The following is a 25,388-nucleotide window of genomic DNA, read 5'->3' on the forward strand; positions in this document are numbered from 1 at the left end:
CTATATATATGAAGGCAGTTATTCTTGCAGGTGGTTTAGGTACTCGTTTAAGTGAAGAGACCGTATCCAAGCCAAAACCAATGGTTGAAATTGGAGGAAAACCCATTTTATGGCACATTATGAAGACTTATTCTCATTACGGAATAAACGATTTTATAATTTGCTGTGGATACAAAGGATACATTATTAAGGAATATTTTCAAAATTACTTTTTGCATCAATCAGATGTTACTTTCAATATGAGAGATAATAAAATGATTGTTCATGAAGAAAGAGCCGAGCCTTGGTCGATAACCTTGGTTGATACAGGCGATGATTCTATGACAGGCGGCCGATTGAAAAGAGTAGCTCCCTATTTGAAAGAAGAGGAGAGTTTTTGTTTTACTTATGGTGATGGAGTTGCAGATGTCGACATCAAAGCTTTGTTAGAATTTCACAAGTTGCACGGAAAAGACGCCACACTCACAGCAACCTATCCCCCAGGGAGATTTGGTGCATTAGAGATAGTAGATGGTGAAGTGAGGCAGTTTCAAGAAAAACCAAGAGGAGACGGGGCTTTGATCAATGGCGGTTTTTTTGTTTTGTCACCTAAGGTGATTGATCGAATTACTGGTGATGATACAGTTTGGGAACAAGGTCCTTTAAAAGGATTGGCTTCGGATAATCAATTGATGGCCTTTAAACATGAAGGGTTTTGGCAACCAATGGATACATTAAGAGATAAAGTACACTTAGAAGAGTTATGGGATACTAATCAAGCACCTTGGAGATTATGGAAGGATTAGAAGGCAAAGTAAATTCAGAATTTTGGAAAAACAAAAAAGTTTATCTTACGGGTCACACAGGCTTTAAGGGAAGTTGGGCTGCGTTATGGTTGCAACAAATGGGTGCCGTTGTTAAGGGTTATTCATTAGCGCCTTATACGAACCCTAATTTGTTTGAAGAAGCTTCAGTCGCCACTGGTATGCAATCAGAAATAGGGGATATTCGCAACTTGGAGGCTGTTACCAAAAGCATGGTCGCTTTTGATCCCGAAATTTTGATACACATGGCGGCACAACCCCTAGTACGTTTGTCTTATTTAGAACCAGTGGAAACCTACTCGACTAATGTGATGGGAACCATTCATGTACTAGAAGCGGCTCGTAAATGTAAAAGCTTAAGGGCAATTGTTGCAATTACAACAGATAAATGTTATGAGAATAAGGAGTGGCCGTGGGGCTATCGCGAAAACGAACCCATGGGTGGCCATGACCCATATAGCAGCAGCAAAGGTTGTTGCGAGCTGCTAATTGCTTCGTATAGAAAATCTTTTTTTAATTCGCGAAATTCCGCTTCATTGGCCTCGGTACGTGCTGGTAATGTAATTGGTGGAGGAGATTGGTCTGGCGACCGTTTAATTCCGGATATCTTAAGGGCTTTTGAAAAATCAACCCCGGTAATTGTTAGAAACCCACTTTCTACAAGGCCATGGCAACATGTGTTAGAACCCCTATCTGGTTATTTGGTTTTAGCGGAAGAATTATATAATAATGGAGATCAATTTGCCGAAGGCTGGAACTTTGGCCCCAAAGACGAAGATTGTCAATCGGTTGAAAAGATTTTGAATACAATGATAAAAACTTGGGGAGAAGGGGCTTCTTGGGAATTAGATACCAATAGCAATCCTCATGAGGCAGGTTTTTTAAAACTTGATTGCTCCAAAGCGGCGCAGCAATTGAAATGGGTGCCCCAATGGAATTTAGAATTCACGCTAAGTTTGATTGTTAATTGGCACAAAGCTTGGATGAGCAAAGCCGATATGAAAACACAATGTTTAAAAGAAATAGATTTATATAGTAATAAATTATAATAATGGAAAAGAAAGAACAATTACAAAATTTGCGAAATGAAATTGCGGGTTTAGTATCAAAATATGCCGCAATCAATTATGAACCTACACCTTTTATTCCTGGGGAAACTGTAGTTCCTCCATCGGGGAAATTATTAGGAGAAGAAGAAATGCAAAATATGGTAGCTGCCTCACTAGATGCCTGGTTAACTACAGGACGTTTTAATGCAGAATTTGAAAAGAAATTAGCAGAATTTTTAGGAGTTAAATACTGTTTATCTGTTAATTCTGGTTCTTCTGCTAATTTAGTAGCATTTAGCACTTTGACTTCACATAAATTAGGTGATCGTGCCATTAAAAAAGGAGATGAGGTTATTGGTGTAGCAGCCGGATTCCCTACGACAGTAAATCCTATTGTTCAATTTGGAGCCATTCCTGTTTTTGTAGATGTTGACATAAATACCCACAACGTCAATGCTGATCTAATTGAAGCGGCGATAACCCCAAAGACTAAAGCGATTATGTTGGCTCATGCCTTAGGAAATCCGTTCAATTTGAATAAGGTAACCGAACTTTGTAAAAAATACAATTTGTGGCTGATTGAAGATACTTGTGATGCATTGGGTGCAGAATACAACGGACAAAAGTGTGGCACTTTTGGAGATATAGGAACCTTAAGCTTTTACCCTGCTCACCATATGACCATGGGAGAAGGAGGGGCTGTTTTTATGAATAATCCTGAATTAAAAGCTATTGCCGAATCTTTTAGAGACTGGGGACGTGATTGTTATTGTGCTCCGGGATGTGATAATACCTGTGGTTGTCGTTTTGAACAAAAACATGGAGATTTGCCTTACGGTTACGATCACAAATACGTATACTCTCACTCAGGGTATAACTTAAAAATAACCGATATGCAAGCGGCTTGCGGATTGGCACAGCTAGATAAATTAGATTTTTTTATCGCCAGACGTCGTGAAAATTTCAGCTATTTAAAAGAAAAATTACAATCTTTAAATGATTTTATACATCTACCTGTAGCTACAGAAAACAGTAATCCATCTTGGTTTGGTTTTCCTATAACTTTAAAAGATAACTGCGGATCCAACAGGGTTGATCTATTAAAATTTTTAGACAATCATAAAATAGGTTCTCGGTTATTGTTTGCAGGAAATCTAACCAAACAACCTTATTTCAAGGATATCGAATACAGAATTGTTGGAGAATTGACGCATACCGATAAAACAATGAATGATACCTTCTGGATTGGGGTACAACCAGCCTTAACTGACAATCATCTTGATTTTGTAGTGGAGAAAATGGAAGAGTTTTTCGGTTTAAATTTTTAAAGTCGATGCAAAACAAAATCTTACTAACTGGGGCAACAGGTTTTTTAGGGAGCCATCTTTTAAAAAGACTTATTGAGGCTGGCGCAGATGTTTTGATATTAGTGAGAGAAACATCAAATAAGGAACGAATTAAAAATCTGGAAGGTTTCTCTATATTCACAATAAATAAACAGCTTTCAAATATTGATGCCCTTTTCGAAATGTACTCTATTGATACAATAATTCACGTTGCTACTGAATATGGTAGAGATTTACCATATTCATCAGTTTTAGAGAGTAATGTTTTGCTGCCAATAAAGTTGATAGAATCAGCAGATAAAAAAAAACTAAATTTGTTTGTTAATACTGATAGTTTTTTTAGCAAATTCCAGGATTATAGTTATTTAAAAGAATACATAATGTCGAAAAATATTTTTACAGATTATTTAAAATCTCTTTCGGGTATACAGGTGTTTAATTTACAATTAGAGCATATTTACGGGGAATTTGATTCAAAGACTAAATTTATAACATCGGTAATGGGAAAGATTTTAGTTAATGAAAAATCTATAAAATTAACTGAGGGAAGTCAAAAAAGAGACTTTATTTATGTTTTGGATGTCGTAGATGCTTATTTGGTAGTGTTAGCAAATAAGCAGGTATTAGGACAATATACAGAATTTGAAGTAGGAACGGGCAGCTCAATATCAGTAAAAGACTTCGTGTCCAAAATACATCAAATCATGGACTCAAAGTCTGATTTGTTATTCGGTGCTTTAGTAGGCAGAATTAATGAGATTAAAGATTCAAAAGCGAATAATTTAAATTTATGCAAATTAGGTTGGAAACCTAAATTCACATATGAAACAGCGATTAAAAGAATCGTAAGTTTAGAAAAATAAAATAAATTTATCGAGTTTAAGAAAGCTCGTTAAATTTATACCGTTGATTTAATTACATTATTTTTAGATGAAATTATTATAAAAATTGGCACTCGACTGTTGTTTGAAATAACTTGTTGTGCAAACCAGCTTCTGCTAATATTAAACACTGAGTAGTTGGTAATTTGACCAATACCGACGCTATTATGAATCAATCATTTTGGTTGGGGGTTTGGCCAGGATTGAATGAGTCACATTATGATTACATTGCTGATGTAATTTGGGATATTTGAATTCGTAATGTTTTAATTAATAGAAAAAGAAGTTTTTATTGAGTTTTTTAACAGCATAATGCGCCATTATAACATCTATTTTAGATAGAAAAAAGTTGAAAATGAGAATTTTATTAGTTTGTGAGTCATCTCATATTAATGAGTCTGGCGGAAGAGTTGTTAGGTACATAACAAAAATACTCAAAAGAGAAAACAATCAAGTTAAATTACTAGTCTTGTCCGGTATACGCGATGATTATGAAATGGGCGACTTTTATAAGGAAAATGATGTTGAATTTCTACCGATAAGAATGGATATAATAAATAGGGCAGCAAGATTGTTTTATAAGACAAAAGAAATAAAATCGTTTAGTAAAATACTTTGTGATTATTCTCCTGATGTTGTTCATTTTGCATCTTTTGACCATACTAAACCAGCACAATTTATTAGTGAGGCAAGAGGGTATGGAGCAAAAGTAGTATTGCAACCATGGACAATGCACTTTTACTGTTCACAAGGATTTGGTTTTAGAAATGGGCAACAATGTACTTTATGTGCAAATGGTAATTATTTAAATGCTTTAACTAAAAAATGTGTGACAATTAGATCGATACCAAGCTTAATTGAAAAGAAAGTGTCTCACAAAAAAGCCTTAAATGCAGATCTATTTTTATCAAGTAATACTAAATTGGATACTATTTTAAATAAATATGGTGCGAAAAAATCACAGGTTTATAGATTCCCAATCGCGTTTGACTATACTTTTTTTGATAAACAATCTGGAAAATCAGAAGATTATTTTATTTTTTATGGACAGGCAAATTCACATAAAGGCTTAAGTGTTTTATTGGATGTTTTTGCAAAATTACCAGAACAGAAACTTAAAATATATCCAATGTCTAACTTGCCTAAAAACATTTCTAACTTAAAAAATGTAGAAATAATTAATGGAGTGAGTTGGAATAATGGTTTAGGTGATGCTATCTTAAAATCTAAAGCGGTATTGATGCCTTCTTTATGGTCAACTTCTACCGAATACGCTTTATGTGAAGCTTTATTAATGAAAAAAGCTGTAGTGTTGTTTAATGTTGGTGTTCATATAGATATTTTTAAGAATGGATATGACGCATTAATCGTTGAGCCTAACGATACAGTGGCATTTACTAATGCGGTTTTAGCATTAGATAATAATGAAGAGTTAAGGAAATCAATAGGAAATAATGGGTATAAGACTTTGTTAGAGGTTAATAACCCAGATGAATTATATTTTAAGTTAATGAGAGGATATTCATCAAAAAATAGTTAAGTTGAAAAAATTACAGACTTCAAAAACAAAGGCTTCAATTATAAACTTATTATTTAATTATGCAAATGCTTCTTTTGCAATAATAAACGGGTTGGTGCTAGTACCGCTATATCTAACCTATTTTTCAGTAGGAACCTATGGTTCGTATTTGTCTTCGGGCAATATAGTTGGTATGTTGGGCTTATTAGAAGGAGGGATGGCCTTTGTTTTAACTCAAAAACTATCTAATAGTTATGCAAAAAAAGACTTTAATAGTTTTTCTAAAATTTTAGGATCAGGTCTTTTTATTTCGGTTTCTATTGCCTTTGTGTTGTTTCTTTTTGGTTTAGTTTTTTTTCCATTTATTTCTGACTGGGTAAAGGCAGAACCAAATGAAGCTAAAAATATTCAGTACGCATTTCTGTATTCAGCAATTGGAGCAGGCTTGAATATTTTGTTTCATAATGTTTCGGCCGTTTTTCAGGCATTATTGAAAGTTAGCGTAAGTGGTTTTGCGAATTTAATTTCTATTTTTTGTGGTATAACAGTTACATTATTAGGGTTGAAATTTGGTTTTGGAGTAGTTGCGATACCTTTAGGGATATTGGTTAGAGGCTTGGTTGGTGTTTCAATTTTGATAGTCGCACTAATAAGAATTTTAAAAAGAGAACATTTTCCAAAAATTCAAATAGATAAGCTTTACAGTAACGAGTTAATTAAATCCGTTTTACCAATGTTTGGAGGAGGAGTTGCGAAATCATTAGTTACCAATAGCCAGCTTTTAATTATCACAAATTTTATTAATCCAACTGCTTCCGCAGTCTTTTTTATTACAGGTAGAATTTATATAGTTTGTGATTCTTTTTTAGCACCTGTGGGGTCTTCTATCTTTTCAAGTATTTCACAAATAGTTGGCGAGGGTAATAAAGAAGTAATTAAAAAAAATATCGTAAAGATATTTTTTATTTTCAATGTTTTTTCTGTTTTTATTGTGTCATTAAGTTTTATTTTTAATTCAAGTTTTGTTTCATTGTTGTTAGGTGCTGATAAATATGGAGGGAATATGTTGTCTTTATTCCTTTGCATTAATATGTTGTTTTATACTCGCTTTAATTTTTTGAGTATTAACTTATACGCTTTGGGTGTATTTGGAAAAACAGTAATGTACGATGTGATTGGAGGAATATTACGTTTGATTCTTATTTTCTCTTTAATTAGTTATTTAGGATTTATAGCTTTGCCAATAGCAGAATTTTTATCAACAACCTTTTTGATAGGTTATTTTTTAAATAAATTAATCATATCTAAAATAGAATTAAAAGGGAAAGAAATATTAAACTTTGTTTTTTCTGGAAGCTCACTATTGGTAGTTGTTTTTTCCATGTCTTTTGTTTTTATTTATTTTTTACCACCAATTAATAGTTGGATTCTATTTGTTGAGTATGCGATATTAATAGCTTGTATTAATAGTGTAGTGATTCTTGTTTTTTCTAAACCGATCAGGTTGTTAGTGTTTAATTTTATGAGACATTTAAAAATTATAAAAGCAAAAGATGTTGAACTATAAAATGTAGTGTAGTAATTTCTTTAATTAAAAGTACTTGCTAAAAACTAAGAAAAACTTTTTTGGAAGTAGATAAAAAGCTAATACTTATAAATAGTTGAGTAAACCATATTTTTTTTTAATAATAATCAAATTAATATAGTTAATTTATAGAATGGACGTAGTAATTATTTTCAATGGTTTAGGAAACCAGATGTCTCAGTATGCTTTTTATTTGCAGCATAAGAAAAAGAATACATCCACCTATTTTATTCCGTTTTGTAGTGATCACAATGGCTTGGAATTAGAAAGCGTATTTAGTGTTGATTGTAAGGTGTCTTTGAGTCAAAGAATTCTTTATGTTTTATTTCGAATATTACTTACGGATAAAGTGAAATGGGTAAGCAGTCCAATACAAAAGTTACTGCATTTACTAAATTGTAAGATTGTAAAAGAAGACTTTAATTACAATTACAATAGCGACTACAGTACCCCTTCGAAAGGAATTACCTTTTATTATGGTGGGTGGCACACTGAGAAATATTTTATTGGAGCAAAGGATAAAGTTGATAAAGCATTCGAATTTAGCGCTCCTAATGATGAGATTAATCATAGTTTTATATCGAGTATCGAGAGCACAAATAGTGTGTCACTGCATGTAAGACGAGGTGATTTTTTTAATAACGATAATATTAATCTTTTTGGAGGTGTGTGTACCACAGCGTATTTTGAAAAAGCAATTAGTACCATGGAATCGAAAGTAGAGAATTCCCATTTTTTTGTTTTTTCTAATGATTTAGCTTGGGTAAAGGAAAATATTTTTATTAAAAACGTAACCTATGTAGACTGTAATGCAGGAAAGAGTTCTTGGAAGGATATGTATTTAATGAGCCTGTGTCAACATAATATAATTGCTAATAGCACCTTTAGTTGGTGGGGAGCATGGCTTAATAAAAACAAAAATAAGATTGTGATTTCGCCAAAACGTTTTCTGAATAGTGACAGTACTACTGATGTATATCCGGATGCATGGACTACACTAGGTGATTATTAAATTTTAAATAAAAAATGAAAAAAATAGCTTTTACTATTTGTGCTAAAAATTATATAGGGCTAGCTCTTGCGTTAGAAAAATCAATAAAAGAACATAATAATGATGTTGATTTTTTGATTTTTGTAGCAGATGAATTTTCGGATGAAGAAAAAATCAATGATCTTCCAGATAATATTATAATAGCCAAAGATACAATTAGTATTTCTCAAGAACAATGGAATCAAATGTCGTTTAAATACGATTTGACTGAATTTTGTACTTCGATCAAGCCTTCTTGTTTTAAATATGTTTTTGAGAAGTTTAATCCTTATGCTTGTATTTACTTTGATCCTGATATTTTAGTGTTTAATTCATTAGATACAATATTTAATAAATTACAGCAACATTCAATAATCGTTACGCCCCACATCACAACGATCGAAGACCTATACACTGGAAAACTGAACGAGCGCAATTTATTGTATTCGGGGATGTTTAATTTGGGTTTTTTGGCGCTAAAACGAGATGAGTATGCTAAAAAGATGTTAGATTGGTGGGAAATTCGTCTGGAGGATAGGTGTTTTCAAAACATGATGGAGAATTACTTTACAGATCAGAAATGGATGGATTTTTTACCTTCATTTTTTCCAAATCAATTGGTAATTTCTCACGATTTGGGTCTAAATGTTGCCCCATGGAATTTTTATGAGAGAGAAATAATAGATATAGATAATTCATACTTTGTTAAGAATCGTATAAAAAAAGAGGTTGACACTCTTTATCCACTAACATTTGTTCATTTTTCGGGATACAATTATAATGCATTAATTAATGGAGAAATAGTACAAGGGAATATTAAAAATTTTGAAGACCATGTGGATTTAAAAAAAATCTTTGATAGATATGCCAACTTTATAAAACAAAGTGATTTTTCACGATATGTGCAATTAAGTTACACCTATAATTATTTTTCTAATCAAGTAAGTATATCTAGTGTGTATCGAAAGCTTTTTAGGAGATTGCATGAAGATAAAAAAATAAATTCTAATCCATTTGATGCTAGTAATTCGTTTTATTTATCCTTGAAGCAGGCAAAACTGATAAATGAAAGAATGCTAAAAACAGATAAGGTTTCAATTGCAACTGCTGAAAATGTAGAACAAAAAACTTTAATGATAAATAAGTTACTAAAAATTTTATTTAAGTGTGTAGGTGCAAATAGATTTTTTATGTTGATGCGATTAATGCGATTGTACTCTAAAATAGAAAATCATGTTTATTTGATTGATAAAAGTTACTTAAAGAATTTTAAAATTAGAAATTAGTTTGATTACATTCCTAGGTTACAACAATATGTTAACTCATAAGCGTGGGGTTGAAAACGTTATTCATTTTCAGTCGCAAGCAAGTCCCTTTGAAATAAATTATTATTTGCATTGGGATACTCAAACCCGAGTGAGTCGTTATGAAAAATTAATTTGTATAGGGATAAAGAAAAATAGATTTTGGTTTGTAACGTTAAATATCCTTCTGCTAAAACTAAAAATACGAAATAAAAAAATATTCATTCATTCGCACAATCCTTTGATGAGTTTAATGAGTGTTTATCAGAGCAATCTTTTTACGGTTCACGATGCTTTATATTATCTTACGGGTGCTACAAAACACAAATTAAATAAGTTTTTTTGGATATTGGAGAAAATCCTCTATTTCCGTTGTAGATATGTTCATTTTATTTCGGACTATGCTAAGGAAATGAGTCTTTATAAAAGCAATAAAAATTTTGTGATTATTCCGAACACATCACATTTTGAAACATTCAATTTGAATAATCTTACTGTAGATGATAATTTGAAAAAGTTTAGTAATGGAGTAACCAAAGTATTTGCTGTGCGAAGCATAGAAGAAAGAGCTTTGATCAATTTGATAATTGAAGTTGCGGATAAATTACAAACTTATAATTTTGAATTTTTAATAGCAGGAAAAGGGCCTTTGTTAGATTTTTACAGAAGTAAAATAAAAGAATTGGGATTAGTAAACATTACCCTATTGGGTTATGTTTCCGATGCTGATTTGATACAATATTATCATGATTGTGATCTGGTTTTAGTGCCTGCCGCTTATGGTGAGGGTTTTGGTTTGCCTATCATTGAAGGTTATTTGTTTGATAAGCCTGTGATAGCTTCTAATGTTTGTGCTATTCCTGATGTAATTATTGCTGGTGATTTTCTTTTTGAAAATACTGTTGATAGCATAATCTCTAAACTCGATTTTGCTAGAGAGCAAAATCATGCCGAATATAAAAATTACTATAGTGAACGATTTTCAAACAAAGTAGTTGTTTCAACGATGAATGAATTATATAAGAACCTACTATAATGGAAGTTTATATAGTCACATTATTACTCATTTTTATTTTTGGTTTTCTCGATTTAAGGCTAAAATTAAACGACTCGCAGAGAAATTGGTTAGTATTTTTTTTATACTTCATAATTGTAATTCAAATTGGGTTACGATGGGAAACAGGGTCAGACTGGTTGCCTTATCTGGAGAATTTTCAAAACACAGATGAATACAGCACGGTTCTTATAAATGCTTTGATTGGTTATGAAATTGGTTATGGTACTTTTGCTTTTTTTATAAAAAAACTGTTTGATAGTTATAGTGTTTTTTTGTTTATTCATGCTTTGATATTTTATTGGGGTATTTTTAGAATGGCACAAAAATACAGTCCTTACTTTTTCATATCGATTTTGTTTTTTTATGCTACTAATCTTGGAATGGTTGGTTCAAACCGACAATTATTAGCAATAATTATCTGTTTGTATTCATTAGTATATGTTTTTGAGAGAAAACCATTCAAGTTTTTAGTAGTTATTGGAGTTGCATGTTTATTTCATACCACAGCATTTTTATTTGGGATTTATTATTTTTTGAATAGAAATTTTAAAACGATTACTGTAGTTTTAGTTTTGATTATATCATTTGTAATTGGAAAAACAGGTTTGCCCTTTCTTATGTTTTCAAAGTTAGGCGGACTATTTGGCGAATTAGCAGCTTCCAAAATAATAGCCTATTCAGAAGGAGCAAAAGATGTTTTGGCTGAATCAAGTTTAAGTGTTTTTGGTTTGATAAAGAGATTATTGTTTATTGCTATTTTTACCTATTATTATTCTTTTTTATCAAAAAAGTTATCATATTATAAGGTATTGTATAATGGTTATGTTTTTGGAATGGTGATTTATTTTCTGTTTGCCAGTTCATTATTAATACTTGTAAATAGAGGGTCTTTGTATTTTAATATTATGGAAAGTTTGTTGATTTCCTGCCAGTTTCTGGTTTTTAGTAAGAGATCAGATAAGGCCTATGTTTTTTTTGTTTTGTTACTACTATCGATAGTGATCTTGTTTCAATCTATTGCAGCATATCCTGAATTATTTGATCCTTATAAGGGATTGTTCTATAATGTTAATTTTAAAAGAGAAATGTTTTGATTGACTAGATTCAATTAGTTAATGCAACTCTCAGGAAAAGGAATAGGATAATTTTTTCAAAAGAAAGGACATTAAAGTCCTCTCCTTCGAATCAAATAAATTGTCTTTATTTACTTCTAACCAAAGTTGTAAATAATGGGCCATTTAACCAGTGAACAAAGGGATACTATTAGTGTATTATTAGAGCAGAATTTCAGTAAAAGCGAAATAGCAATAGTTATTAAAAAAGATAAGTCAGTTTTAAAACGAGAGCTAAAACGTAATTGTGTTCTACGCAGTGGTAAATATGATTTTGATTTAGCTCAACAAAATATGAAAAACGACAAAAAGACAAAACCAAAAGAAATGATTTAACAGTTGAAATTAAAGAGAGGATTAAAGAATACCTCCAACAAGAGTTGAGTCCAGAGCAAATAGTAGGTGTTTACTCAAAAAACAGATTGTCTTGTGTGTCAACAAAGTCAATTTATCAACATATCCAAAATGCTAAAAAATATATGGGACTTAAAAATCTAACAGTCGAATTTTGGAGAGAATATCTAAACTTTGTTAAGTAGATATATACTTTAAATTAAAGTAAATATCTCATGTTTGTAATTATTCAAATCACTTATTTAAATTATTATATTAAATAGAGCCTTAATGAAAATTCTTATAGATTTCACTCAAATTCCTATTAAAAAAGTTGGTGTAGGTATATATGCAATGTCATTATTGCGAGAAATATCTAAAATAAAATGTGATAATACTTATTTTATAGTTGTTTTAAATGATGATACTGAGGTTTTGGAATTGTTAAATAGTAATTCAGAAAAATTTAAGATTTTGTACGTAAATAAGATTTTCCGTAAACTGATATTACGATTTTTAGTAGAACAGTTTTATCTTCCTATATTAATTTTAAAAAATAAAATAGATGTAATTCATTCTTTACATTATAGCTTTCCCTTAATCCCAATAAAGGTAAAAAAAATCGTAACCTTACATGATATGACCTTTTTTTTATATCCAGAATTTCATAAAAAATTTTACGTGATTTTTTTTAGGACTATTATTAGAGCTTCAATTAAAGGTTGTTACAGAATTATTTGTGTTTCGCAATCTACAAAAGAAGATGTTATCAGAATTTTTAATTTACAAGAAAACATTAAAAATAAATTAGTAGTAATTCCTTTGGGAACCAATTTTAGTCTTAATACGTATAATAAAATAGAGACCAATATTTTAACAACGTATAATCTTTTTGCGAAAAAATATTTACTGTTTATTGGTACAATAGAACCAAGGAAGAATATTAAATCAATCATAGAAGCTTATTCTAATCTTCCTGAAATCTGTTTGGATTTGGTAATCGTTGGAAAGAAAGGTTGGCATTATGATGATGTATTTGAAAAGGTAAAAGAGCTAAAACTTGAGCATAGAATTAAATTCACTGATTTTGTTACTGAAAATGAAAAAAAACAATTAATATTTAATTCCTATTTGTTTATTTATCCCTCTTTTTACGAAGGTTTTGGAATACCTCTTTTGGAGGCAATGTCTTTTGGAATTCCATGTATCACAAGTGATATTTCTTCTATGCCAGAAGTTGCGGGTAATGCAGCAATCTTGATAAATCCTAATAATGTTGAAGAAATTTCTAATGCTATATTTTTGTTAATAAATAATAATAATAATATTTATCAAAGTTTTGTAAAAAAATCATTGCTACAAGCAGAAAAATTTACTTGGGAAAAAATGGCAAGTAATACAATGAAAATATATTCGGAATAATTTTATCCGCTAATATTATTTTAAAATAATTATACATATTTGCAGTTCTTATTTTTTGATTAAATGAAACTGTAGCCTATTATCACAATTTAAATTAACCATTAATGAAATATTCAAGAACTATTCTAGCAGATTTGATATTCGATAAATTATCGATTCAAAAAGAGAACTTAAAGAGGGAATTCAATCAAGCAGGGAGAATTAATTCATCTATTATTGATGACCTTTTACCTGTGGAAGTGGCTAAAGAAATTTATAATGCTTATCCTTCTCCCGAAGAAATGGCTATTCATAAATCCTTGCGAGAAAATAAAAGAGTTGCTGCTCAAATGGATTTATATAATCCACTTTTAGAAGAAATTGTATATGCTTTTCAAGATCAAAGAATTGTTAAAATTATTGAAGAAGTAACTGGTTTAAAGGAAATGATACCAGATGAACACCTTTATGCGGGCGGGATTAGTTTGATGGCTATGGGTAACTTTTTGAATCCTCATTTAGACAATTCACATGATAATGATAGAGAAAATTACCGTGTTTTAAATTTACTTTATTATGTAACTCCAGATTGGGATATTAATAATGGTGGTAATCTAGAGCTTTGGGATAATGGTATGGGGAACCCTCAAAGAGTAATTCATTCAAAATTTAATCGTTTGGTTCTGATGGTTACCAATAAATCTTCTATACACTCTGTTAGTAAGGTTACCGCTCTAGGGAAAAGATGTTGTGTGTCGAATTATTATTTTTCTGAAAAACCAGCGGAGGCTTCTGAGTATTTCCACGTAACTTCTTTTTATGGAAGACCTGAGGAACCTGTTAAGAATTTATTTTTAAGAGCAGATGCTTTTTTAAGACAAACAATTAGAAAAGTTTTAGGGAAAAGAATTGTAGAAACAAAACATATTTATAAAAAATAAACTATCAATAGATGTTTTTTTGTTTTTTGGATAAATTATTTTGTTGATAGTTGAAATTATCTTGAAAAAATTGAAAATCATTTTTATTGATATTATAATAGATTGGAAACTAAGATTCCATTTTAATTTAGGCAAATAAAAAATAATGAATACAAAAGTAACTTCCTGTATCGTTTTATATAAAAACGATATTACAATGTTGCGAGAGGCAATTGATTCTTTTCTGAATACGGATTTGAATGTAAAGTTGTATCTAGTTGATAATTCTCCAACAGATGAATTAAAAATCTTAGTTACGGATTCACGAATAGAATATATCCACAACCCTGCCAATCCTGGATTTGGTGCATCCCATAATGTAGCTATTCAAAAGGCTTTTGAGTTAGGGTCTAAGTATCATTTGGTTTTAAACCCTGATATATATTTCCATAAAGAAACTCTCGAAAGAGTAACAGATTTTATGGATGCTAATTTAGATGTGGGGCACTTAATGCCAAAAGTCACTTATCCTAATGGAGAATTCCAGTATTTATGCAAAACGAATCCTACCTTTTTCGATTTATTTGCTAGGGGATTTATGCCTTCTTTTCTTAGGAAAATATTTCAAAAAAGAATGAATAAATATGAATATAAGCAACACGATTATAATGAAATTATTTTCGATGTTCCCTATTTATCAGGTTGCTTTATGTTTCTTAGAACTTATAAATTAAAAGAAGTTGGGCTTTTTGATGATAAGATTTTTATGTATTTGGAAGATGCAGATTTAACAAGACGTTTTCTTAAAATTTCTCGGACTGCCTATTTTCCTGAGGCACATGTTTATCATCATTTTGCTAAATTGACTCACAAAAAATTAAAATTTAAATGGATAACAGTACAAAGTGCTTTTATTTATTTTAATAAATGGGGTTGGCTAAAAAGTATTTATTAAATGGAAATATTAGTAACTGGGGCAAATGGTTTTTTAGGCAAATCTATTGTGAAAGGATTAGCAAATCACCATAATCTTTTCAGTTTATCAAGAAGTTATGGAGATTACAAGGTTCCTCTAGAAAATGAAATTCCTGAATTTGTCCAAAAATTTGATTTGGTCATTCATGCCGCTGGAAAAGCGCATAATAATCCGAGAACTGTGATAGAGAAAAAGCATTTTCACGATGTGAATGTTTTAGGAACGCAACATTTATTAAAAGGATTAGAAAAAGTAGGTTTACCACAATATTTTGTCTTTATAAGTTCCGTTTCAGTATATGGTCAAGAAAGTGGTAGTAACATAAATGAAGAGCATCCCTTGGAAGCCAAAGATCCGTACGGTTTAAGTAAAATAGGAGCAGAAGTATTGGTGACAGAATGGTGTAATAAAAATAATGTGGTTTGTACCATTTTGCGTTTGCCACTATTGGTAGGTAAAAATCCTCCAGGGAATTTGGGAGCAATGATAAAAGCAATCGTTAAAGGTTATTATTTCAATATTGGAGGTGGCAAGGCGAGGAAAAGTATGGTACTAGTGGAGGATGTTGCTGCCTTTATTTCTAGAGTTGCAGTTATTGGCGGAACTTATAACCTAACTGATGGTTTTCATCCTAATTTTTATGCGTTAAGTAGTGCCATTTCAAAACAAAAAAACAAAAAAATACCGTTTAGTCTTCCTTTAGTTTTAGCTAAAGCACTTGGACTTTTCGGAGACTTATTGGGTAATAAAGCGCCTATAAATTCTATGAAAATTAAAAAAATAACTTCTGATTTGACTTTTGATGATACTAGAGCAAGAGAAGTAGCGGGGTGGAAATCGTTAGGAGTTTTGGAATATTTAAAAAGTAATGATATTGGATAGTGTATTCAAGATTTATCTTAATACGGTAAAAAATTTAAAATAAAAATTAGAAATATGAAAATAGCACTTGTAACAGGGATTACTGGACAAGATGGTTCGTACTTGGCTGAATTATTATTAGAAAAAGGATATATAGTACATGGTGTAAAAAGGAGGGCTTCCTCTTTTAATACGCAACGTATTGATCATATCTATCAAGACCAGCATGAAGCCCATGTGAACTTTAAATTGCATTATGGTGATTTGACGGATTCTACCAATATTATTCGTATCATTCAAGAAGTACAGCCTGATGAAATCTACAACTTGGGCGCTATGAGTCATGTGAAAGTGTCTTTTGATTCACCAGAATATGTGGCTAATGTTGATGGAATAGGAACCTTGCGTATCTTGGAAGCGGTTCGTATTTTAGGACTGGAAAAGAAAACACGAATATATCAAGCCTCCACATCCGAATTGTATGGAGGGTTAGCGGAAAATAAAAATGAGAAAGGGCTGTATGATGAGCGTTCTCCTTTTTATCCTCGTTCTCCTTATGGAGTTGCTAAAATATATGCTTTTTGGATAACCAAAAACTACAGAGAAGCTTACGGTATGTTTGCTACTAATGGAATTCTTTTTAATCATGAATCACCACGTAGAGGGGAAACTTTTGTGACCCGTAAAATAACTATGGCTACCGCCGCTATTGCTCTAGGTCAGCAAGACTGTTTGTATTTGGGTAATCTAAATGCGCAACGCGATTGGGGACATGCTAAAGATTACGTAGAGGCCATGTGGCGTATTTTACAGCAAGATGTTCCAGAGGATTACGTAATTGCAATGGGAAAAACTACTTATGTACGTGATTTTGTGAGAATGGCATTTGCCGAAGTAGGCATAGAAATTGAATTCAGAGGTGAGGGAGTAAACGAAAAAGGTTATGTGAATGCTTGTACTAATCCAGCGTATTCCGTGGAAATTGGGAAACCCGTTATTGCCGTAGATCCACAATATTTCCGTCCGACAGAGGTAGATTTGTTAATTGGGGACCCTACTAAGTCTAGAACCCAATTAGGATGGGTTCCAAAATATGATTTAGCAGGATTGGTCAAAGAGATGATGGAAGGGGATTTAGCGTATTATCAAAAGAAAAAAATGTTAAGAGAAGCCGGTTTCTCAGTGGAGAACTAGTTTGAACTGTAAATCTCAGTGTATCACTTCAGGCGAATATGAACAGTAAGAAATCGAATATTACAGCAAAATGAACAAACAAGATAAAATATATATTGCAGGTCATCGTGGAATGGTAGGCTCTGCTATTTTACGTGCTTTACAAGCAAAAGGATTTACCAATTTTTTACTGCGTACTTCTGCAGAATTGGATTTAAGGAATCAACAAGCTGTTGCTGAATTTTTTGCAGCTGAAAAACCAGATTATGTTTTTTTGGCTGCTGCTAAGGTAGGGGGCATTGTAGCTAATAATACTTTTAGAGCCGATTTTATATACGAAAATCTGATGATTCAAAATAATGTGATCCATCAGGCTTATGTCAATAAAGTGAAAAAATTAATGTTCTTAGGTTCTTCCTGTATTTATCCAAAGTTAGCACCACAGCCTTTGAAGGAAGACTATCTATTAACGGGACTATTAGAACCTACGAATGAACCCTACGCTATTGCCAAAATTGCCGGAATTAAAATGTGTGATGGATATAGAGATCAATATGGATGTAACTTTATTTCGGTTATGCCAACGAATTTGTACGGACCAAATGATAATTATGACCTTACTACTTCACACGTATTACCAGCGATGTTGCGTAAGTTTATTATGGCCAAACGAAATGGAGATGTATCTGTAACTATTTGGGGAACAGGTACTCCAAAACGGGAGTTTTTGCATGCCAATGATTTGGCAGAAGCTTGTTTGTTTTTGATGGAAAATTACAATGATTCGGGTTTAGTTAATATTGGAATTGGGGACGATATTTCCATTTTGGATTTGGCCAAATTAGTTAAGAAAACAGTTGGTTTTGAAGGCGAAATACTAACGGATCCTTCTAAGCCAGATGGTACCCCCCGCAAATTGATGGATGTTTCGAAACTGAATGGATTAGGTTGGAAGGCAACAATTACTTTAGAAGAAGGAATTCAAAGAGTTTACGAAGAAATAAAAAATAATGACTGGAACTAAAAACAACACTTATATATTAATCATGGCTGGTGGCGTGGGCAGTCGGTTTTGGCCTAAGAGCCGCAATCACTTTCCCAAGCAGTTTATTGATTTTCTGGGTATAGGCAAATCGTTATTGCAATTAACTTATGAGCGATTTGAGAAAATATGTCCTAAAGAAAATATTTATATACTGAGTAACCAGCAGTATTTGGGTTTGATACAGGAACAATTGGCGGGGATTCCTGTTGCTAATATTTTATTAGAACCAAGTCGTAACAATACAGCACCTTGCATCGCCTATGCCTCTTATAAAATTCTAAAGGCAAATCCTGAAGCGAATATAGTGGTGGCACCATCGGATCATTTGATTTTGAAGGAAACTGAATTTTTGGATAAAATTTCGCAAGCTTTGCATTATACCGCAACAAACGACGCATTGGTGACGTTGGGGATTAGTCCCACACGAGCGGATACTGGTTATGGGTATATCAATTTCCAGAAAGAAGGGATTGATGGTGTTCATAAAGTAGCTTGTTTTCTTGAAAAGCCTATTCTCGAAAAAGCACAAGAATATCTTGCCAGCGGAGCATATTTGTGGAATGCAGGAATTTTTATTTGGCGTGCCCAAAGTATTCAAAATGCTTTTAAACAACATGCAATCGAAATACATGAATTATTCATTCAAGGAAATGATGTTTATAATACCAATTCAGAAGTAGCATTTATAGCGGAAAACTATCCAAAAAGTCCGAATATTTCTATAGATTATGCTATTTTAGAAAAGGCTACCAATGTTTACACCATTCCTGCTGATATCGGTTGGTCAGATCTGGGTACTTGGGCTTCCTTGCATGAAATAGCTGAGAAAGATGCTTTTAATAACTCGGTTACCGTTTCTCAAAAGCATCTAAGCAACACTACGAATTGCTTAATACAAGTGCCAAAAGGAAAAGGGGTAGTTATAGACGGGCTTGAAAATTATATTATTGTTGATGATGCCAATGTGTTATTAATTTATCCTAAAGAGAAAGAACAAGAAATCAAACAAGTATCAATGCAAATGACTGAAAATTTTGGTATTGATTTTCAGTAAAAAAAGTGATAATTTGTAAAGTAAAATGTAAATGAAAACTACCATATTTAATCAAATAAATGAATCCTTAAAACAAGAGGGATTTACAATAGCATCCTATGATGACAATTGCCCTTGGGGCGGTTTTTTTGTTATTGATGAAAGTCAGGCACAGCAATTTGCCAACCACTATTTTGAAGGATTGGATGTAGCATCTCTTAAGATATCTGGAAAATTGAGTCCAAAAATATTGTTAGTAGCGCCTCATCAACGATTATCCTGGCAATACCATCACCGTAGGGCTGAGATATGGCGGTTAATTGATGGAGAAGCAGGTGTTATTCGCAGTGAAGATGATGTACAAGGACAACTTGAAGTATTAAAAAAAGGCGATACGATTACTTTACAGCAAGGAGAACGCCATCGTTTAGTAGGGCTTGAAGATTGGAGTGTTATTGCTGAAATTTGGCAACATACCGATGCGGAAAATCCATCTGATGAGAATGATATTGTGCGGGTTCAGGATGATTTTGGGCGATAGGAGATAAAATAACCACAAGAGTATTCATAGTGCTAAACCGTTGGGTGTAATTAGATATTGATAAAAATTTCCGTAAGTTCGAGTGATCCCGCTTTTGGGCGGGATTATATCGATAATTAGAAAATTAGTACTAAAATCGGTTCTCGATACACGTCACTTCGAGTGCGAAGCGTATCGAGAAGCTTTGTTCCGTTTTACTTCACAAAAATACTCAAACTGAGGTTTTAAATAGTTGGACCCTACGGGTTATTATTATTATTATTATTAGCTTTTAGATTATAATTATTGACAGCGGTTTTCCAAAAATAAATAAAAAATACTTTTTCACTATAAAAATGCAATACTTACTAATTACTGTTGTTTTATTCCTACTGGAATTGCTCTATTTCAAAGTAGCTGATCGGTACAACATCGTGGACAAACCCAATCATCGGTCAGCACATACTGAAATTACGCTTAGAGGAGGCGGTATCATTTTTTGGTTTGCGGCTTTACTTTATTTTGCACAGCACCTCCAAAATAATTGCTTTTTTTTTACAGGAATTACTTTGGTAACTGTCGTGAGTTTTTGGGATGACATTCAGAGTTTGTCTAATAAAATTAGAATTTCGGTTCATTTTCTCGCCATCAGCGTAATTTTTTACGATTTAGGTGTTTTTAATTCTGTTCCCGTTTTAGGAATTGTATTCGCTTATATTCTAGCCATAGGTTTGATTAATGCGTATAATTTCATGGATGGTATCAATGGTATAACGGGATTGTATACTTTGGTGGTGATGGGGTCATTGTTGTATGTGAATCAAAATATACAGGTATTTATTGATGGTGCTTTTATACTATATGCGATGCTTGCTAGTTTGGTTTTTCTATTTTTTAATTATAGAAAAAGGGCCAAATGTTTTGCCGGAGATGTGGGCAGTATTGCGATTGCTTTTTGGGTAATTTATCTGGTTTTGAAACTTATTCTGGTCACAAATTCTTTGGTTTGGCTTTTATTTTTAGCGGTTTATGGAGTTGATGCTATTTGTACGATCCTGCACCGATTGTATTTAAAACACAATATTTTCGAGGCACATCGGTTGCATTTCTATCAGGTTTTGAGTAATGAATATAAAATCCAGCATCGTATTGTATCTTTTCTGTATGCCCTATTGCAGATCATAGTATCTTGTGTTGTGGTGTATGGTTATTTGGATTTTGATGTTTTAACCATATTTGCTATTATTCTTTTGCCATTGCTTGCATTGTATTCTATTAAGTTTTATTTGTTGAAGAAAATTAAGTATTAATGGAAGTGAAATTAGTAAAGGGTGCTGTTTTTAGTGATGAACGCAGTACGGTATCCTACGTCAATGATTTTAGTTTTAATGGAATTGAACGATTTTATATTATCAGCAATTCTGATGCGCATCCTGTGCGTGCTTGGCAAGGACATAAATTAGACTCCAAAAATTTTTATTGTTTGAGTGGGTCTTTCAGGATTCATTATGTGAAAATTGATGACTGGGAGCAACCTTCTAAAGATTTAACAATTGAGACCGTTACTTTATTAGCGTCAGAAAGTAAAATGCTGCATATTCCGGCTGGTTATGCCAATGCTATTGAATCCCTAGAATCCCATTCGAAACTAGTATCGTTTTCGACTTTACCATTGCACAATGTTAGTGATGATGATGTTCGTTACGAAGCCAATTATTGGAAACTCAATGAGTAAAAATCGAATTTTTTTATCATTGTCTCAGCGAAGTGGTTTTGAAGAACGGTATATCCAGGAAGCTTTAGCAACACATTGGATTACTACTGGAGGACCTCATGTTGATGCTTTTGAGCAGGCCCTTGAAAATTACTTAAGAAATGAAACTCATGTCGGAGCTTTAAGTTCTGGGACTGCGGCCATTCATTTAGGTCTGATTTTATTAGGAGTTCAAGCAGGTGATGAAGTGCTTTGTCAGAGTATGACTTTTTCGGCTTCGGCTAATCCTATATTGTATCAAGGAGCAATTCCTGTTTTTATTGACAGTGAAACGGACACCTGGAATCTATGCCCGATTGCCTTAGAAGAAGCTATTGTAGACCGAATTGCTACAGGAAAAACGCCTAAAGCGATTATTGCAGTGCATTTGTATGGTGTGCCGTATCAAATTGATGAAATTAGAACAATAGCGGATAAATATGGTATTCCAATTCTGGAAGACAGTGCGGAGGCTTTGGGAAGTTCTTATAAAGGTCAGAAGTGTGGTACTTTTGGGGATATAGGGGTTCTGTCTTTTAATGGAAATAAAATTATAACTACCTCTGGTGGCGGAGCGATTGTAACTCCAACGAAGGAGTTGAAAGACAGAGCTGTGTTTTTTGCCACACAGTCACGAGATGATGCTCCTCATTACCAGCACAGTGAAATAGGGTATAATTATAGAATGAGTAATATTTGTGCTGGTATCGGCCGCGGTCAAATGGAAGTTTTAGACGACCATGTGGCTTTGAGAAGAAAAATGCATGCTTTTTATGTTGATTTATTCAAGGATATTGCAACAGTAACCGTTTTTGAAGCTCCAAATGATGATTATTTTGCTAATTACTGGCTGAGTTCCATTGTGGTGGAACCTAATGCAGTGAAAGGAATTAATAGAGAAGCTTTACGGTTGGCTTTCGAGCAAGCCAATATTGAATGTCGTCCTCTGTGGAAACCAATGCATTTACAGCCTATTTTTGAGAAGTACCCATACTATGGAAGTACAGTTGCTGAAACTTTATTTGAAAACGGATTGTGTTTGCCTTCCGGTTCTAATTTGACGAATGAGGACAGGGAGCGGATTGCCGGGGTAGTGAGAAGGGTTTTCGGTTTGTAGTTATCTGTTAGCTATTGTCAGTTCGAAACTGAAAGTTGATAAGTATGCAAATAACGGATATACGATCTTTGTAAAAGTAAACTTTTAAAAATATAGAGTATGACACAACGCCAAGCTTTACAGTTATTTGAAGAAAAAAAAGTGCGCACCCTTTGGGATTCTGAACAAGAGAAATGGTATTTTTCTATAGTGGATGTTATTCTTGTACTAACCGATAGTACAATCCCTAGAAGGTATTGGACGGATTTAAAAAAGAAGTTGTCCAAGGAAGGGAGCCAGTTGTACGAGGATATCGTACAACTGAAAATGCAATCTGCCGATGGAAAGTTTTATAAAACTGATGTGGCAGATACCGAACAGCTTTTCAGACTGATACAATCGATACCTTCACCAACAGCGGAACCTTTTAAACTTTGGTTGGCACAAATAGCATCAGAACGTTTGGATGAGATGCAAGATCCTGAACTGACGATCGATCGCGCCTTAGAACAGTATTTGCAATTGGGTTATTCTGAAAATTGGATTAATCAACGACTGAAAAGTATTGAGGTACGTAAAGAATTAACTGACGAATGGAAAAGTAGGGGATTAAAAGAAGGAATTCAGTTTGCTACATTAACCGATATTATTACCAAAGCCTGGTCGGATAAAACGACGAAAGAGTATAAAATTTTGAAGGGATTGAAAAAAGAAAACCTGAGAGATAATATGACTAACACGGAGTTGATTTTAAACATGTTGGCAGAGGCTTCTACCAAAGATATTTCGCAAGCCGTAAATCCTAAAAGTTTTGAAGAGAGTCAAAAAGTGGCTCAACAGGGGGGCAATGTAGCCAAAGTAGCTCTCCAAGAATTGGAAGCTAGAACAGGTAAAAAAGTTGTAACAGGATTGAATGCAAAACAGGTTTTGCAAGAGAAAAATAAAAAACAGTAATCGATTTGCAAAAAAGAACGATTGAAGGATGATCCACCACATTACCAACACAGTGAAATAGGGTATAATTATAGAATGAGTACTATTTGTGCTGGTATCGGCCGCGGTCAAATGGAAGTTTTAGACGATCATGTGGCTTTGCGAAGAAAAATGCATGCTTTTTATGTCGATTTATTCAGTGATATTGCAGCAGTAACCGTTTTTACGGTGCCTAACAGTGATTATTTTGCTAATTACTGGCTGAGTTCCATTGTGGTGGAACCTGATGCAGTGAAAGGAATTGATAGAGAAGCTTTGCGTTTGGCTTTCGAGCAAGCCAATATTGAATGTCGTCCTTTATGGAAACCAATGCATTTACAGCCTATTTTTGAGAAGTACCCATACTATGGAAACACAGTTGCTGAAACTTTATTTAAAAAGGGGTTGTGTCTGCCTTCCGGTTCTAATTTGACGAATGAGGACAGGGAGCGGATTTCGGCAGTTGTCCATGCTTTTTTTAAACAACGTAACTAATTTCTAAATAAAAATTTCACGCAGATTGGCGCAGATTAAAAAAGCGCAGAGTAGCGCCTATTTTTTAAAGATTTTAAAGAATCTGCGAAAATCGGCGTGGAGCTAGATCAGCGAAAATCGGCGTGTAAAAATATCCAGATATCCCCGTAAATAAAACATTGTTAAGTGGTACAATATTAAGTACATTTTTTTGTACATTTGTAAAAAAAATAATAAATTATGAAAGCGATAACAATTTCAGCATTAAGAAAAGGGATGAAAGAATACTTTGATTATGTTTCTCAATCGATGGAAGTAATTGTAGTTCCTAGAAATAAAGAGAATGAAGCGGTTGTCATTATGTCAATTCAAGAATATAATTCACTTTTGGAAACAGAGCATCTGTTATCCACCAAGAGTAATAGGAATAGACTTCAAGAATCTATTGGTCAACTAAAGGAAGGAGAAACAATTCCCTATTCATTAGATTAATAGAATTTACAAAATCATGAAATCGCAATGATTCTAAATCACAAACTGGAATGAAGAATGGCGATTCCTCCCGACAGCTATCGAGAACGACAAAAACAAATATTATCTTCATATGAATATCGAATTTACAAGTCATGGTTGGGAAGATTTTACCTATTGGATAGAAAATGATGCTGATGTACTTGATAAAATTAAAGAGTTAATAAAATCAATTAAGCAAAATTGTTTTAAAGGGATTGGAAAACCAGAACCTTTAAAGTTTGGGTTAAAAGGATTTTGGTCAAGAAGAATTACAGGTGAACATAGATTAGTTTATTTCATAAAAGGAACAAAAGGGATTGATCAAAAATGTATTATTATTCAATGTAGATTTCATTATGATGACAAATAATACGTTCTATTTGCAACTGCCAATAAAATAATTTCAAAAATAATTATAGGAGGAAATCATTCTGATACTAGAGGTACCCTTCGATTTAATAATTCTTTTGATCAACGGCTATAAAAAGAATTTATCTCATAGAAAATAGCGAAACCACATTTGTTCGTGGGTGGTAAGGACACCGCACAGAGCAACGGTGGTTTTCTGTTGTACAAGGTAGTTTTAAAATTGAATTGATTGCCATTGATAATTGGGAGAATCCTTCCAAAAG

26 protein-coding genes are annotated in these 25,388 nt (G+C 32.8%); all 26 read left to right on the top strand.

Annotated elements, in window-relative coordinates:
* Positions 1-8 precede the first annotated feature (8 nt).
* The 26 genes from rfbF to EKL97_RS04135 all read left to right on the top strand — a co-directional run bounded on the left by rfbF (position 9) and on the right by EKL97_RS04135 (position 25,126).
* Positions 9-785, top strand: coding sequence for a glucose-1-phosphate cytidylyltransferase (gene rfbF, locus EKL97_RS04005; RefSeq protein WP_126568182.1), 777 nt, complete (start codon positions 9-11; stop codon positions 783-785).
* Positions 773-1,852, top strand: coding sequence for a CDP-glucose 4,6-dehydratase (gene rfbG / locus EKL97_RS04010; protein ID WP_126568183.1), 1,080 nt, complete (start codon positions 773-775; stop codon positions 1,850-1,852). Before rfbF ends, rfbG begins: the two co-directional genes overlap by 13 nt.
* A 2-nt stretch (positions 1,853-1,854) precedes the next feature.
* Complete coding sequence (rfbH, locus tag EKL97_RS04015; protein WP_126568185.1) at positions 1,855-3,180, top strand: lipopolysaccharide biosynthesis protein RfbH; 1,326 nt, start codon at positions 1,855-1,857, stop codon at positions 3,178-3,180.
* A gap of 5 nt (positions 3,181-3,185) precedes the next feature.
* Complete coding sequence (locus EKL97_RS04020; RefSeq protein ID WP_126568187.1) at positions 3,186-4,061, top strand: NAD-dependent epimerase/dehydratase family protein; 876 nt, start codon at positions 3,186-3,188, stop codon at positions 4,059-4,061.
* Between the two features lie 373 nt (positions 4,062-4,434).
* On the top strand, positions 4,435-5,619 hold the full coding sequence (locus tag EKL97_RS04030) for a glycosyltransferase family 4 protein (protein WP_126568188.1): 1,185 nt from the start codon (positions 4,435-4,437) through the stop codon (positions 5,617-5,619).
* A gap of 1 nt (position 5,620) precedes the next feature.
* Positions 5,621-7,165 carry a lipopolysaccharide biosynthesis protein gene (locus EKL97_RS04035; protein ID WP_126568190.1) on the top strand — a complete coding sequence of 515 codons (1,545 nt, stop codon included), beginning with the start codon at positions 5,621-5,623 and terminating at the stop codon, positions 7,163-7,165.
* Positions 7,166-7,316: 151 nt separating this feature from the next.
* Entirely contained in the window at positions 7,317-8,195 is an 879-nt protein-coding gene (locus tag EKL97_RS04040) for an alpha-1,2-fucosyltransferase (protein ID WP_126568191.1), read from the top strand.
* Positions 8,196-8,209: 14 nt separating this feature from the next.
* Positions 8,210-9,499, top strand: coding sequence for a hypothetical protein (locus tag EKL97_RS04045; protein ID WP_126568193.1), 1,290 nt, complete (start codon positions 8,210-8,212; stop codon positions 9,497-9,499).
* Positions 9,500-9,527: 28 nt separating this feature from the next.
* Entirely contained in the window at positions 9,528-10,553 is a 1,026-nt protein-coding gene (locus EKL97_RS04050; protein WP_126568194.1) for a glycosyltransferase family 4 protein, read from the top strand.
* Complete coding sequence (locus EKL97_RS04055) at positions 10,553-11,668, top strand: EpsG family protein (protein WP_126568196.1); 1,116 nt, start codon at positions 10,553-10,555, stop codon at positions 11,666-11,668. The genes EKL97_RS04050 and EKL97_RS04055 overlap by 1 nt, the downstream gene beginning before the upstream one ends.
* 135 nt (positions 11,669-11,803) lie before the next feature.
* The gene (locus tag EKL97_RS04060) at positions 11,804-12,022 is read left to right on the top strand and encodes a helix-turn-helix domain-containing protein (RefSeq protein ID WP_126568198.1); all 219 of its coding nucleotides are present in this window, start codon (positions 11,804-11,806) and stop codon (positions 12,020-12,022) included.
* 288 nt (positions 12,023-12,310) lie between these two features.
* Positions 12,311-13,441 carry a glycosyltransferase family 4 protein gene (locus EKL97_RS04065; protein WP_126568199.1) on the top strand — a complete coding sequence of 377 codons (1,131 nt, stop codon included), beginning with the start codon at positions 12,311-12,313 and terminating at the stop codon, positions 13,439-13,441.
* A 104-nt stretch (positions 13,442-13,545) separates the two neighbouring features.
* Entirely contained in the window at positions 13,546-14,361 is an 816-nt protein-coding gene (locus tag EKL97_RS04070; protein WP_126568201.1) for a 2OG-Fe(II) oxygenase, read from the top strand.
* Between the two features lie 145 nt (positions 14,362-14,506).
* A complete protein-coding gene (locus EKL97_RS04075; RefSeq protein ID WP_126568202.1) occupies positions 14,507-15,295 on the top strand; it encodes a glycosyltransferase family 2 protein in 789 nt (262 codons plus the stop codon).
* On the top strand, positions 15,296-16,198 hold the full coding sequence (locus EKL97_RS04080) for an NAD-dependent epimerase/dehydratase family protein (RefSeq protein WP_126568204.1): 903 nt from the start codon (positions 15,296-15,298) through the stop codon (positions 16,196-16,198).
* Positions 16,199-16,252: 54 nt separating this feature from the next.
* Positions 16,253-17,371, top strand: coding sequence for a GDP-mannose 4,6-dehydratase (gene gmd / locus EKL97_RS04085; RefSeq protein ID WP_126568206.1), 1,119 nt, complete (start codon positions 16,253-16,255; stop codon positions 17,369-17,371).
* A gap of 70 nt (positions 17,372-17,441) precedes the next feature.
* Positions 17,442-18,374, top strand: a complete 933-nt coding sequence (locus EKL97_RS04090) for a GDP-L-fucose synthase family protein (RefSeq protein ID WP_126568208.1) — start codon at positions 17,442-17,444, stop codon at positions 18,372-18,374.
* Positions 18,361-19,449 (top strand): mannose-1-phosphate guanylyltransferase, encoded by a 1,089-nt coding sequence (locus tag EKL97_RS04095; RefSeq protein WP_199742813.1) that lies wholly within the window; start codon positions 18,361-18,363, stop codon positions 19,447-19,449. The genes EKL97_RS04090 and EKL97_RS04095 overlap by 14 nt, the downstream gene beginning before the upstream one ends.
* Positions 19,450-19,480: 31 nt before the next feature.
* Positions 19,481-19,969 carry a phosphoheptose isomerase gene (locus EKL97_RS04100; RefSeq protein WP_126568209.1) on the top strand — a complete coding sequence of 163 codons (489 nt, stop codon included), beginning with the start codon at positions 19,481-19,483 and terminating at the stop codon, positions 19,967-19,969.
* A 335-nt stretch (positions 19,970-20,304) separates the two neighbouring features.
* The gene (locus EKL97_RS04105; protein WP_126568211.1) at positions 20,305-21,258 is read left to right on the top strand and encodes an MraY family glycosyltransferase; all 954 of its coding nucleotides are present in this window, start codon (positions 20,305-20,307) and stop codon (positions 21,256-21,258) included.
* The gene (locus EKL97_RS04110) at positions 21,258-21,683 is read left to right on the top strand and encodes a WxcM-like domain-containing protein (RefSeq protein ID WP_126568213.1); all 426 of its coding nucleotides are present in this window, start codon (positions 21,258-21,260) and stop codon (positions 21,681-21,683) included. Before EKL97_RS04105 ends, EKL97_RS04110 begins: the two co-directional genes overlap by 1 nt.
* Positions 21,676-22,818, top strand: coding sequence for a DegT/DnrJ/EryC1/StrS family aminotransferase (locus EKL97_RS04115; protein WP_126568214.1), 1,143 nt, complete (start codon positions 21,676-21,678; stop codon positions 22,816-22,818). Before EKL97_RS04110 ends, EKL97_RS04115 begins: the two co-directional genes overlap by 8 nt.
* Positions 22,819-22,917: 99 nt before the next feature.
* On the top strand, positions 22,918-23,751 hold the full coding sequence (locus EKL97_RS04120) for a Bro-N domain-containing protein (RefSeq protein WP_126568216.1): 834 nt from the start codon (positions 22,918-22,920) through the stop codon (positions 23,749-23,751).
* 21 nt (positions 23,752-23,772) lie between these two features.
* A complete protein-coding gene (locus EKL97_RS04125) occupies positions 23,773-24,264 on the top strand; it encodes a DegT/DnrJ/EryC1/StrS family aminotransferase (RefSeq protein ID WP_317125229.1) in 492 nt (163 codons plus the stop codon).
* 219 nt (positions 24,265-24,483) lie between these two features.
* A complete protein-coding gene (locus EKL97_RS04130) occupies positions 24,484-24,735 on the top strand; it encodes a type II toxin-antitoxin system Phd/YefM family antitoxin (RefSeq protein ID WP_126461271.1) in 252 nt (83 codons plus the stop codon).
* A gap of 112 nt (positions 24,736-24,847) precedes the next feature.
* Positions 24,848-25,126: a Txe/YoeB family addiction module toxin gene (locus EKL97_RS04135; RefSeq protein WP_126568217.1), complete on the top strand. Its 279-nt coding sequence runs from the start codon at positions 24,848-24,850 to the stop codon at positions 25,124-25,126.
* Positions 25,127-25,388: the final 262 nt, after the last annotated feature.

Origin of the sequence: Flavobacterium sp. LS1P28 (genome assembly GCF_003970335.1) — a bacterium.
Lineage (GTDB): Bacteria > Bacteroidota > Bacteroidia > Flavobacteriales > Flavobacteriaceae > Flavobacterium.